This is a genomic window from Sphingomonas sp. (assembly GCF_042091075.1).
In the GTDB taxonomy this organism is placed as follows: domain Bacteria; phylum Pseudomonadota; class Alphaproteobacteria; order Sphingomonadales; family Sphingomonadaceae; genus Sphingomonas.
In genome coordinates this window covers 1-11,662 of record NZ_JBELIE010000005.1, presented here as the reverse complement: position 1 = coordinate 11,662, position 11,662 = coordinate 1, and the positions used below count along the sequence as shown (strand labels likewise).

The following is an 11,662-nucleotide window of genomic DNA, read 5'->3' as shown; positions in this document are numbered from 1 at the left end:
CCTGATGAACGAAGCGTTTCATCGGGCTTTACGAGACCTTCAGCAGCCTTGTGCGACACGCCTCGAACCAATTGATGGCGAACGATGATGACGCACTATGAGCCACCCGCCGAAACCGCTGCCGCTGGCCGAAATGCGGGCCCGCCAGGCCGGGTCCCCAACCGCGCATCTGGCGCGCGAACTGGCGGCACGCACGCCGCTGCCGGAGGGCGCGGGCGCGTTCAATCCGGCCGCGGCGGCCCTGGCGCTCAGCTGGCGAAAACAGTGAACGGCCCGTTAACCGAGCCATTTTAGGTAGTCTTCAAGCGATGGTCCGTAGCGAGGACCCGAGACAGGGATTGGGGGCCACGCCCCGAGCCGAGGTTATGGAATGATCGAGAACCAGAAAATCCGCCCCGCCAAAGTGATCGGCCCGCTCGGCGAGCCGCTCACGATCGAGTCGCTGCCGCCAGCCGACACCACGCGCTGGGTCGTGCGGCGCAAGGCGGAGGTGGTGGCGGCCGTCAATGGCGGCCTGCTGACGGTGGATGAGGTATGCCAGCGCTATAATCTGACGGTGGAGGAATTCGCCGGCTGGCAACGCGCGATCGATCGTTCCGGCATGCCGGGCCTGCGCGTCACGCGCATCCAGCACTACAAGTCATTATACGAGCGCCAGCAAAAATATTGATTGCGATTTTGTGTGAATACGGGACCGGAACAATTCCGTGGCTTCGTGAGTCTTTTCCGCCAGAGTGCCTCGCCGGTCGAGCGCAACGCAGGGGAGATGAGCTATGGGTCTTATTGTTTGGCTGATCATCGGCGGTGTCATTGGTTGGCTCGCCAGCATCATCATGCGCACCGACGCGCAGCAGGGTATCTTCCTGAATATCATCGTCGGCATCGTCGGCGCCTTCATTGGTGGACTGCTGTTCACTGGCGGTTCTATCAACAACCAGCCGCTGACGATCTATTCGTTCCTGGTCTCGTTGCTGGGGGCAGTCGTTCTGCTGGCGATCGTCAACCTCGTCCGTCGCGGTAGCGTTCGCTAACCACCGCGCCTGGATGGGATGAACATACGGCCGCCCGGACAACCGGGCGGCCGTTTCGTTGCGTCTGCATGCCGGGGCGGCAGCCACCCCGGCATTGATCTTCCTATTTCAGCAGAAACCGCACGCTCAGCGTCGCGGTGACGTCGGTGGAACCCGCCATCACCATCGTCGGCGCCGAGTCGCGCGCGGCCATCGCCTGAACCCGGAACATCGGCATTTCGGGGCGTTCGCCGCCATTCTCGCCCGTCTCGCTGATCGACACGACCCGCGCCACCGTCATGCCCGCCGCCTTCGCGTACAGCGCCGCCTTCGCGCGCGCGCGGGTCACCGCATCGGCGCGCGCCTCATCCAATGCGCTGTCGGGATCGGCGAGCGACATCGACGGGCCGTCGATCTGATTGGCGCCCGCGCGGACCAGCGCGTCGAGCACCGGGCCGGCCTTCTTCACGTCGCGGAACTTCACCGTCACGGTGTTGCTGGCCTGATATCCGGTGACGACCGGCGGCTGGTTGTCCGCATAGCGATATTGCGGCGAGAGGGCGACGTTGCTGGTGGTGATGTCACGATCGGCGATGCCGGCGGCCTTCAGCGCGCCGACCACCGACGCCATGCGCGTCGCATTGTTCGACAGGGCGGTCGCGGCGATCGCGTTCTGCGTGACGACGCCCGCGCGGATCGTCGCGATATCGGGGGTCCGGCTGACCATGCCGGTCGCGGTGACGTCTAGGACGGTGCCGTCCGGCACCACCGTCGCCATCGGCAGCGCGATCTGCGCCGAGGCCGTCCCCGCGGTCGCGAGAACGGACAGCGCGGCGATCGCGCCAAAGGTCGGCCAGCCCGAAGGTACACGCATCAATGATCTCCCGTTGTGATGCCCGGGCTGTGCAATCCCGCGTCGAAACGCAAGCTGAACGCGCCGGACGGAGGCGTTCGGGTCTTGATCCACTTCGGCGGTGCTCCCCTTGTGTTCGGTGATCTACCATCGTAATACACGCCGCTCGGGAAAGGGGACCATGACGTTCGTGAGCGGTAATCTGGAGGGGGAGCAGCTGGCCATCGGTGAGACGACCGTGCGCCGCCGGCGGCGGTGGTTCGTCCTGGCGGGCATTGTCGCGCTGCTGGCCGCGATCGGCGCGTATGTCGCGTTCCGCGCGAAGGATGCGCCGGACGCTCCCGCCGCCGCGGATCAGGCGCCCAGCGTCACCGTCGTCGTTCCCGGGGCGCAGAATGTCGAGCGGACGATCGCGGCGACCGGATCGCTCGCGGCCAAGCGCGAGATGCCGGTCGGCGTCGCGGGCGAAGGCGGGATGGTTGCGCGGGTGCTGGTCGAACCCGGCCAATGGGTCCGTGCGGGCCAGGTGCTGGCGACGATCGACCGCTCGGTCCAGACGCAGACTGCCGCCTCGCTGGCGAGCCAGATCAACGTCGCCCGCTCCGATCTGACGCTGGCGCAGGCGGAGCTGGATCGCGCGCGGAGCCTGGTCGATCGGGGCTTCATCTCGAAGGCGGACGTGCAACGCCGCATTGCCACGCGCGACGCGGCGGCGGCGCGGGTGCGGGTGTCGCAGGCGGCGTTGTCCGAGCAGCGCGCACGCAATGCGCGGCTGGATATTCGCGCGCCCGCCGCCGGGCTGATCCTGACCCGCGGGGTGGAGCCGGGGCAGATCGTCAGTTCCGCCACCGGCGTGCTGTTCCGCATGGCGCGCGATGGCCAGATGGAAATGCGCGCGCAGCTGTCCGAATCGGATCTGCAGACGATCCATGTCGGATCGAGCGCGCAGGTGACGCCGGTGGGAGAGCAACGCAGCTTCGCCGGGACGGTGTGGCAGATCGCCCCGGTGATCGACCCACAGACGCGTCAGGGGATCGCGCGCATTCAATTGTCATACAATCCGGCGCTGCGCCCCGGCGGCTTCGCGTCCGCCACGATCGTCGCCGGCGGCGCGCGCCAGCCCGAATTGCCGCAATCGGCGTTGCTGAGCGACACGCGCGGCAATTACGTCTATATCGTCGATGCCGATAATCGCGCACGGCGCCGCGAGGTGACGCTGGGTTCCGTGACCGAAAACAAGGTCGCGATCGCCAGCGGCCTGAACGGCGACGAGCGCGTCGTGCTGTCGGCGGGGGCGTTCCTGAACCCCGGGCAGCTGGTCAAACCGGTGCGGCAAACGGGCGCACGCTGAGGAGCAGCCAGGTCATGGGCTTCCGCAACATTTCCGCCTGGTCGATCCGCAATCCGGTGCCGTCGATCGTGCTGTTCATGATGCTGACGGTCGCGGGCATCGTCAGCTTCATCCGCATGGACGTCAATCAGGAGCCGGACATCGATTTCCCGGCGGTGACGATCACGATCAATCAGCCGGGCGCCGCGCCGAGCGAGCTGGAAACGCAGGTGACGCAGCGCGTCGAGGCGGCGGTTCGGACGCTGGAGGGCGTCGACGAAATCCAGTCGTTCGTGTCCGAGGGCGTGTCGACAACATTTGTCCAGCTGACGATCGGCACGCCGGTCGATCGCGCGGTGAACGAGTCGCGCGACGCGGTGACGCAGATCCGCGCGAACCTGCCCGAGGGGATCCTCGAGCCGCAGGTACAGCGGGTCAAGGTGAACGACGACGATCTCGGCAGCTTCACCGCGGTCGCGACCGACATGACGCTGGAACAGCTCAGCTGGTACATCGACAATACCGTCGCCAAGGAGCTGCTGTCGGTGCCGGGCATGGGCAGCGTCGAGCGTAATGGCGGGGTCAGCCGCGAGATTCGCGTCATCCTCGATCCGGCGAAACTGACGTCCTATGGTCTGACCGCCAGCCAGATCAACCAGCAGCTACGGCAGGTGAACCTGGATGCCGCGGGCGGCCGTGCGGAAATCGCGGGTGCGGAGCAATCGGTGCGCGTGCTGGGCAATGCCGCCAACGCCTACGAACTCGGACAGACGCAGATCAGCGTCGGAAATGGCCGCACGATCCGCCTGTCGGACGTCGCGACGGTACGCGATCTCTACGCCGAACAGCGCAGCGCGGCGGCGGTCGATGGCCATGCCGCGCTGAGCTTCGATTTCAAGCGCGCGAAGGGCGCATCCGACGTCACCGTCTTCCGCGAGGCGAAGCAGCGGCTGGAGGCGCTGGAGAAGCGCAACCCGAAGGTGCATTTCAAGATGCGCGTCGACGGGTCGAAATATGCGATGGAGCAATATAAGAGCGCGCTCCACGCGATGCTGGAGGGCGCGATCCTCGCGGTCGTGGTGGTCTTTCTGTTCCTCCGCGATTGGCGCGCGACGCTGATATCCGCGCTGGCGATTCCGCTGTCGGCGATTCCGGCCTTCTGGTTCATGGACCTGATGGGCTTCACGCTGAACCAGATGACGCTGCTAGCGCTCAGCCTGGTCGCGGGTGTGCTGGTCGACGATGCGATCGTCGAGATCGAGAATATCGTCCGGCACATGCGGATGGGGAAAAGCGCCTATCAGGCGTCGATCGATGCCGCGGACGAGATTGGCCTCGCGGTGCTGGCGACGACGATGGCGATCGTCGCGGTGTTCCTGCCGGTCGGCTTGATGCCGGGCATATCGGGGCAGTTCTTCAAGAATTTCGGCCTGACCGTCGTGGTGGCGGTGCTGATGAGCCTTGCGGTCGCGCGGCTCATCACGCCGATGATCGCCGCCTATTTCCTGAAATCCTCGGGCCACGCCGATCATCATGGCGGCAGGTTGCTCGGCCTGTACGAGCGCGTGCTGGCCTGGACGCTTGACGATGGCGGCGCGCCGGCGGCGCGGGCGCGCGGGGGGATCCATCGCGTGCTGGGCTATTGGCGCGACCATCGCGTGTGGACGCTCGGCATCGGCGGAATCGCCTTCGCGCTGACGCTGCTGCTGTTCGGCGTCATCCCGATGACGTTTCAGCCGGCGGTGGATCAGCCGCGCAGCGCGGTGACGATCACGATGCCGCCGGGCGCTACCCTGGCGACGACGCAGAACGTGGTCGACAAGGTCTATGCCGTCCTGAAGAACCAGCCGGAGGTGGAGAGCCTCTATACCCGCACCTTCGTTGGCAACGGCCGGGTGATCGCCACGCTGAAGGAGAAGCGCGACATCACCTCGACGCAGTTCGAGCGGCGTCTTGCGCCGGCGCTGGCGGAAATCCCCGACGCGCGGGTGAACTTCCAGTCGCAATTCGGTTTCGGCGACAACAATCGCGACATCTCGATCACGCTGGGCGGCGACGATCCGGTGCTGCTGCGCCGTACCGCGGATCAACTGGTCGGCCAGATGGCGAAGGTGCCCGGATTGCTCGCGCCCCGGATCGCCGGCGATCTCAACCGGCCGGAGATCATCATCAAGCCGCGGCTCGACCTCGCCGCGCAATTGGGGGTAACCACATCGGCGCTGTCGAACGCGATCCGCATCGCGACGCTGGGCGATCTCGATCAGAACAGCGCGCGTTTCTCGCTTTCGGACCGGCAGGTGCCGATTCGCGTCGCGCTGGCGGAAAGCTCGCGCTCGCGGCTGGATACGATCCTGAACCTGCCGGTGGCGACACAGGCGGGCGGCTCGGTGCCGCTCAGTCTCGTCGCGCAGATCGGTTTCGGCTCCGGCCCGACCAAGATCACGCGCATCAATCAGCAGCGCCAGTTGACGGTCGGGGCGGATCTTGCCCCCGGCATCGTCACGAGCAACGTGATGAAGCAGATCAAGCGGCTTCCGGTGATGCAGAAGCTGCCGATCGGGGTGCAGGAGCTGAACGTCGGCCAGGCGAAGTGGCAGATGGAAATGCTCGTCAACTTCGTCTTCGCGGTGATCGCGGGCGTCTTCCTCGTCTTCTCGGTACTGGTACTGCTCTATCGCCGGTTGCTGCCGCCGTTGGTCAACATGGGGTCGCTTCTGCTGGCGCCGCTCGGCGGGCTGCTCGCGCTGCTGGTCGTCGGCGATCCGCTGTCGATGCCGGTGTTCATCGGCTTGCTGATGCTGCTGGGCATCGTCGCCAAGAATTCGATTCTGTTGATCGACTTCGCGCTGGAGGAGATGGCGGCGGGGGTGACCCCGCGCGCCGCGATCATTGACGCCGGGCACAAGCGCGCGCAGCCGATCGTGATGACGACGGTGGCGATGGTCGCCGGCATGGTGCCGACCGCGCTGTCGCTCTCCGGGGACGGGGCGTGGCGGGCGCCGATGGGCATCGTCGTGATCGGCGGCCTGTCCGTGTCGACGCTCCTGACGCTGCTGATCGTGCCGGCGTGCTTCTCGCTTGCGATCGGGGTCGAGCGGCGGCTGGGGCCGTGGCTGGGTCGCCGCCTGTTGACCTATCGCCCCGGGGACGAGCAAGGCGTGATCGAGCATCACGCCCCCGCCGGCGCGATCGGCGCACCACACGGCCGGATCGGCTTCCGCGACGAAGGGGTCGATCCGGCGGAATAGGCGCCGGTCGGCGGGCGGGTTTCCTTTCGGTTGGTACGCCAAACGACTTGAACATTCGAACGGATCGCGGATTGTCCTGCCGATGAACGTTGCGATCCGTCCTTCTGCCCGCGCCGTGGCACCTCCGCCGGCCGCGCTGGTGCGGATGCGGCGGGTAGCGACGGGGCTGCTGCTGGCGATGGCGGCGACCTTTCTGGTGGCGCGGCTGCTCGCCGAGCGTCACCCGGCATGGGATGTCGTCCGCGCCTTCGCGGAGGCGGCGATGGTCGGCGGGCTGGCGGACTGGTTCGCGGTGACCGCGCTGTTCCGCCATCCGCTGCATCTGCCGATCCCGCACACCGCGATTATCCCGCGCAACAAGGACCGGATCGGCGATCAGCTCGCGCAGTTCCTCCGCGAATATTTCCTGACCCCGGCGGTGGTGGCACGGCGGATGGGGCGGATGGATATCGCCGCCGCCGCGGGGCGCTGGCTGACGCAGCCGCAGGGCGCGGCAGGCGGGCGGCTGGCGCGCGGCACCTCGCGGCTCGCGCAGGAGGTGTTGCAGGCGCTCGATCAGGAGCGTCTGGGCGGGATGGTGCGGGCGATGCTGGTGACCCGTGTACGCGAAACCGAACTGTCGCCGATGCTGGGGCGCGCGCTTGAGGCGGCGGTGGCGGAGGATCGCCATCGGCCGGTGATCGATCATGCGGCGCGGTGGGCGCGCGACGCGCTGGCCGCCAACGATCATCTCGTCCGCGCGATGGTGCACGATCGCGCGGGTTCGATCCTGCGCTGGACAGGGCTGGACGAAACGCTCGCGAACAAGATCATCCAGGGTCTCGACCGGCTGGTGGCGGAGATGGCGGAGAACCACGAGCATCCGTTGCGCCAGAAGGTGGAGGAGGGGTTGCGATCGCTGGCGCAGCAGCTTCAACATGACGCGGCGGTGCGCGCCCGGGTGGAACGGGTGAAGATCGAGCTGCTCGAGAATCCGGCCATGCAGGACTGGATCAACGGGCTGTGGGAACAGGCGCGTGTCGCGATGCTGCGGGCCGCGCGTGATCCGGAAAAACTGATGCGCGGCAAATTGGGCGAGGCGCTGCGCCAGCTGGGCATCACCTTGCAGGACGATCCCCGGCTGGCGCGCACGATCAATCGTTTCGTCCGCCGCGCCGCGGTGGGGGCGGCGGCCGATTACGGCGACGCGATCGTGCGATTGGTGTCGGAAACGGTGCGGGGCTGGGATACCGACACAGTGACGCACCGGCTGGAGAATGCGGTCGGCAAGGACCTGCAATATATCCGCATTAACGGCACGCTGGTCGGCGGGCTGGTCGGGGTGGCGATCCATATTGTCGATGTGGCGCTGTGAGCCCGCGGCGCGCGGGCGCGGCACCGGCAGTCAATGCGCGCGCGGAACGATTTGGGTCGCGGAGCGCTTGCCCTCTCATGACAGTCGCCGCATGGATCGCTGGATGAGTGCGGCAGCCGACTATCGTGAGGATTCGGACGGGGCGGGGCGGGTGCTGCGCTTTTCCGGCGACATGTCGCTGGCCCGGCTGGGCGACGTGCCCGAGCGTCTGGATCGCGAGGGAGGGGAGGTCGCATCGCTCGACCTGTCCGGTATCGAGCGAATCGACACGATCGGCGCCTGGGTGATCCACCGCTTCGCTCGCCAGCACCGGGCGGACATTACCGGGCTGACGGGCGATGCACAGCATCTGCTCGATCAGGTCGTCGCGGCGGACCAGCCGGTGCAGATGCGCCCGCCGTCACGCTCGTCCTTCCGCCGGGTGCTGGGGGAGATCGGCGACGCGACGATGCATTCGGCGCGGACCGCAATTGGCCTGCTCGGTTTCCTCGGCGCCACGCTGATCGCGTTCGGCGCGGTGATCCGGCACCCCAAGCGGTTTCGCTTCAACGCGACGGTGCAACGGTTCGAGGTGGTGGGCGTGTCCGCGCTGGGCATCATCGGGCTGATGAGCTTCCTGATCGGCATCGTCATCGCGCAACAGGGCGCGGTGCAGTTGCGGCAGTTCGGCGCGGAGGCGTTCACGATCAATCTGGTGGGCCGCCTCACCTTGCGTGAACTGGGCGTGCTGATGACCGCGATCATGGTCGCGGGTCGCTCCGGCTCCGCCTTTGCGGCGCAACTCGGCACGATGCAGTTGACCGAGGAAATCGACGCGATGCGGACGATCGGCGTATCGCCGATGGAGGCACTGGTGCTGCCCCGCACGATCGCCGCGATCGTGTTGATGCCGCTGCTCGGCTTCTATTCGTCGGTCATCGCGATCATCGGCGGCGGGCTGCTGTGCTGGATTTCGCTCGATATCCCGCCCGTCGCCTATGTGGCCCGCATCCGCGAGGTGGTGCCGATCACCGATCTGTTCGTCGGTTTGATCAAGGCGCCGGTCTTCGGCGCGATGATCGCGATCGCGGGATGTTTCCAGGGAATGCAGGTGAAGGGCGACGCGGAACAGGTCGGCTTGAAGACGACGGCGGCGGTGGTGCAGGCGATCTTCATGGTGATCGTCATCGATGCCTTCTTCGCGGTCTTCTTCGAACAGATCGGTTGGTTGTGATGCCGGCACATCAGCGACAGGATGATCGCGACGACGGGCCCGTGATCCGCGTTCGCGGCCTGCGCAACAGCTTTGGCGATCAGGTGATCCATGACAACCTCGATCTGGAGGTGCGTCGCGGCGAGATCCTTGGCGTGGTCGGCGGCTCGGGTACGGGCAAGTCGGTGCTGATGCGCTCGATCATCGGGCTGCAATCACCGGACGCGGGCGAGGTCGAGGTGTTCGGGGAGCCGACGCTTGACCGCAGTGAGACCGAGACGGTCGACATCCGCAAACGCTGGGGCGTGCTGTTCCAGGGTGGCGCGCTGTTCTCGACGCTGACGGTGGCGGAGAATGTGCAGGTGCCGCTGCGCGAATTCTATCCCGACCTCAATCTCTCGCTGCTCGACGAAATCGCCTCCTACAAGGTGGTGATGACCGGGCTGCCGTCAGACGCGGGGCCGAAGTTTCCGGCCGAACTGTCCGGCGGCATGAAGAAGCGCGCCGGGCTGGCGCGTGCGCTGGCGCTGGATCCCGACCTGCTGTTCCTCGACGAGCCGACCGCTGGCCTCGACCCGATCGGCGCGGCGGCGTTCGATGAACTGACCGCGTCGCTGCAGAAAACGCTGGGGCTGACCGTCTTCCTGATCACGCACGATCTCGATACGCTTTATGCGATCTGCGACCGGGTGGCGGTGCTGGCGGACAAGCGCGTGATCGCGGTGGGTACGATCGCGGAACTGCTGGCGCTGGATCACCCGTGGATCCAGGAATATTTCAACGGCCCGCGCGGCCGCGCCGCCGTGGCGACGCAGGAGGCGCACCGCGATGCGGCGCCGACGGCCGCCACGCAGCGCGCCGCCGCGGCCGCTGACGAGATGACCACGACGATCGGGCAGGCGAGCCAGGGCGGCCTTGCCGACAATAACGCCCGCAGGGCTTCAGGGGCTGACTGATGGAAACGCGATCCAACCATGTCCTCGTCGGCGCGGTCGTGCTGATCCTTCTTGCGATGGTCGCGATCTTCACCGTGTGGATCGCGCGAATCGGCGGCAACGAGGAGCGTGAGTACGATATTTTCTTTCGTCAGGCGGTCGACGGGCTGGCGAAGGGGTCCTCGGTCACCTTCTCCGGCGTGCCGTCGGGACAGGTGAAGACGATCTCGCTGTGGAAACCCGATCCGCAATATGTGCGTGTCCGCATCAGCGTGAATAACGATACGCCGATCCTGCGCGGCACCACCGCGACGATCCAGGGCAGTTTCACCGGCACCAGCACGGTCAGCCTCGATGGCGCGATCAAGGGCCAGCCGCCGGTCTCCTGCCCCGAAGAGAATGCCGAAAGCGTGTGCCCTCTGGGCGTGCCCGTGATCCCGACAAAGACCGGCGGGATCGGCGCGATCCTCAATTCCGCGCCGCAATTGCTGGAGCGGCTGTCGACGCTGACCGAGCGGCTGACGGGCATGCTCAGCGACAAGAACCAGGCGTCGATCGCGGGCATCCTCGACAATACCAACCGCCTGACCGATGCGCTGGCGGATCGCGGGCCGGAAATCGCGGCGACGCTGGCGCAAACCCGTGTGGCGATCGCGCAGGCCGGGGTCGCGGCGGAACAGATCGGCAAGCTTGCGGAAACCACCAACGGCGTGATGACGCAGGACGTCAAGCCGACGCTGGCGAACCTCAACGACACGATCCGCTCCGCCAAGCAGAGCACTGATACGCTCAATGCCGCGATCGGCGATGCGCGACCGGGCCTGACGACCTTCTCGAAGCAGACGATTCCGCAGATCAACCAGCTGGTTCGCGACCTGCGCGTCACGGCCGGCTCGCTCTCCGCGATTTCGCAACGTGTCGAGCAGGGCGGCGCCAGTTCGCTGATCGGCCAGCAGAAGCTGCCGGAGTATAAGGGGAAATGACCGTGCGTCGGATGTCCGCGAGCCTGATCGTCGTTACCGCGTCCCTGCCGCTGGCGGCGTGTTTCAGCTTCGGTGCCAAGCCGCCGAAGCAGTTGCTGACGCTATCCGCCGTGGCGCAGCCGCAGCCTGGCGCGGTGCAATCCTCGGCGACCGCGCGGGCGATCGTGGTACAGGTGCCCAGCGTGCCGCAGGCGATCTCCACCGTGCGCGTGCCGGTGCAGGCGAGCGCGACCGAGATCGCCTATGTGAAGGACGCGCAATGGTCCGAGCCGCCCGCGCGGCTGTTTGCGCGCCTGCTGGCGGATACGTTGACGGCCCGCGCGAATATGGTGGTGCTGTCGGCGGCGCAGTCTTTCTCGGAGCCGAGTGCCGATCTGTCGGGCGAATTGCGGAGCTTCGGCCTCGATGCGACGCAACGGCAGGCGGTGGTGATCTATGACGCCTCGCTGACCCGCGCGGGCCGCCAGACCGTCGAGAAGCGCCGCTTCGAGGCGCGGGTGCCGGTCACCGCGATCGACGCGGTCCAGGCGGGCAGCGCGCTCAGCCAGGCCGCGAACGACGTTGCCACGCAGGTCGCCGACTGGCTTCGCGCCGGCTGATCCCCGCCGGTGCGCGACGGGGCCAAGGGGGCAGGGCGAAGCGAAGCGCACAACCGACGCTTGCACCATCCGCCGCGCTCCACTAGGGCCTGACGCCCCGGGGAATGCGGAGCGGTGGCCGAGTGGTCGAAGGCGCTCGCCTGGAAAGTGAGTATACG

11 protein-coding genes are annotated in these 11,662 nt (G+C 66.9%); 10 read left to right on the top strand and 1 reads right to left on the bottom strand.

Translation table 11 applies throughout. The features are described from left to right. Positions 1-97 precede the first annotated feature (97 nt). The 3 genes from ACFDSW_RS01055 (at position 98) to ACFDSW_RS01045 (ending at position 1,031) form a co-directional block, all read left to right on the top strand. On the top strand, positions 98-268 hold the full coding sequence (locus ACFDSW_RS01055) for a hypothetical protein (protein WP_375248413.1): 171 nt from the start codon (positions 98-100) through the stop codon (positions 266-268). A gap of 102 nt (positions 269-370) precedes the next feature. Beyond that, the gene (locus tag ACFDSW_RS01050; protein WP_375248412.1) at positions 371-670 is read left to right on the top strand and encodes a DUF1153 domain-containing protein; all 300 of its coding nucleotides are present in this window, start codon (positions 371-373) and stop codon (positions 668-670) included. 103 nt (positions 671-773) lie between these two features. Continuing rightward, positions 774-1,031, top strand: a complete 258-nt coding sequence (locus tag ACFDSW_RS01045) for a GlsB/YeaQ/YmgE family stress response membrane protein (protein WP_375248411.1) — start codon at positions 774-776, stop codon at positions 1,029-1,031. A 103-nt stretch (positions 1,032-1,134) separates the two neighbouring features. On the opposite strand, the gene ACFDSW_RS01040 is transcribed toward ACFDSW_RS01045, so the two are convergent. Beyond that, positions 1,135-1,884, bottom strand: coding sequence for an SIMPL domain-containing protein (locus ACFDSW_RS01040; RefSeq protein ID WP_375248410.1), 750 nt, complete (start codon positions 1,882-1,884; stop codon positions 1,135-1,137). 160 nt (positions 1,885-2,044) lie between these two features. On the opposite strand from ACFDSW_RS01040, the gene ACFDSW_RS01035 reads away from it, so the two are divergent. From ACFDSW_RS01035 to ACFDSW_RS01005, 7 genes are all read left to right on the top strand, one after another. Then, complete coding sequence (locus tag ACFDSW_RS01035; protein ID WP_375248409.1) at positions 2,045-3,214, top strand: efflux RND transporter periplasmic adaptor subunit; 1,170 nt, start codon at positions 2,045-2,047, stop codon at positions 3,212-3,214. Positions 3,215-3,228: 14 nt separating this feature from the next. Next, a complete protein-coding gene (locus ACFDSW_RS01030) occupies positions 3,229-6,441 on the top strand; it encodes an efflux RND transporter permease subunit (protein WP_375248408.1) in 3,213 nt (1,070 codons plus the stop codon). 145 nt (positions 6,442-6,586) lie between these two features. Beyond that, positions 6,587-7,795: a DUF445 domain-containing protein gene (locus ACFDSW_RS01025; protein ID WP_375248447.1), complete on the top strand. Its 1,209-nt coding sequence runs from the start codon at positions 6,587-6,589 to the stop codon at positions 7,793-7,795. A 103-nt stretch (positions 7,796-7,898) separates the two neighbouring features. After that, positions 7,899-9,008 (top strand): MlaE family lipid ABC transporter permease subunit, encoded by a 1,110-nt coding sequence (locus ACFDSW_RS01020; RefSeq protein ID WP_375248446.1) that lies wholly within the window; start codon positions 7,899-7,901, stop codon positions 9,006-9,008. After that, positions 9,008-9,943, top strand: coding sequence for an ABC transporter ATP-binding protein (locus ACFDSW_RS01015; RefSeq protein WP_375248445.1), 936 nt, complete (start codon positions 9,008-9,010; stop codon positions 9,941-9,943). The genes ACFDSW_RS01020 and ACFDSW_RS01015 overlap by 1 nt, the downstream gene beginning before the upstream one ends. Then, positions 9,943-10,905 (top strand): MlaD family protein, encoded by a 963-nt coding sequence (locus ACFDSW_RS01010; RefSeq protein ID WP_375248407.1) that lies wholly within the window; start codon positions 9,943-9,945, stop codon positions 10,903-10,905. The genes ACFDSW_RS01015 and ACFDSW_RS01010 overlap by 1 nt, the downstream gene beginning before the upstream one ends. Next, positions 10,902-11,504, top strand: coding sequence for an ABC-type transport auxiliary lipoprotein family protein (locus tag ACFDSW_RS01005; protein WP_375248406.1), 603 nt, complete (start codon positions 10,902-10,904; stop codon positions 11,502-11,504). Before ACFDSW_RS01010 ends, ACFDSW_RS01005 begins: the two co-directional genes overlap by 4 nt. The last annotated feature ends 158 nt before the right edge of the window (positions 11,505-11,662 follow it).

Coding starts and splice junctions, on each gene's coding strand:
- ACFDSW_RS01055 (WP_375248413.1), top strand. CDS start 98: ATGAGCCACCCGCCGAAACCGCTGCCGCTGGCCGAAATGCGGGCCCGC.
- ACFDSW_RS01050 (WP_375248412.1), top strand. CDS start 371: ATGATCGAGAACCAGAAAATCCGCCCCGCCAAAGTGATCGGCCCGCTC.
- ACFDSW_RS01045 (WP_375248411.1), top strand. CDS start 774: ATGGGTCTTATTGTTTGGCTGATCATCGGCGGTGTCATTGGTTGGCTC.
- ACFDSW_RS01040 (WP_375248410.1), bottom strand. CDS start 1,884: ATGCGTGTACCTTCGGGCTGGCCGACCTTTGGCGCGATCGCCGCGCTG.
- ACFDSW_RS01035 (WP_375248409.1), top strand. CDS start 2,045: ATGACGTTCGTGAGCGGTAATCTGGAGGGGGAGCAGCTGGCCATCGGT.
- ACFDSW_RS01030 (WP_375248408.1), top strand. CDS start 3,229: ATGGGCTTCCGCAACATTTCCGCCTGGTCGATCCGCAATCCGGTGCCG.
- ACFDSW_RS01025 (WP_375248447.1), top strand. CDS start 6,587: ATGCGGCGGGTAGCGACGGGGCTGCTGCTGGCGATGGCGGCGACCTTT.
- ACFDSW_RS01020 (WP_375248446.1), top strand. CDS start 7,899: ATGAGTGCGGCAGCCGACTATCGTGAGGATTCGGACGGGGCGGGGCGG.
- ACFDSW_RS01015 (WP_375248445.1), top strand. CDS start 9,008: ATGCCGGCACATCAGCGACAGGATGATCGCGACGACGGGCCCGTGATC.
- ACFDSW_RS01010 (WP_375248407.1), top strand. CDS start 9,943: ATGGAAACGCGATCCAACCATGTCCTCGTCGGCGCGGTCGTGCTGATC.
- ACFDSW_RS01005 (WP_375248406.1), top strand. CDS start 10,902: ATGACCGTGCGTCGGATGTCCGCGAGCCTGATCGTCGTTACCGCGTCC.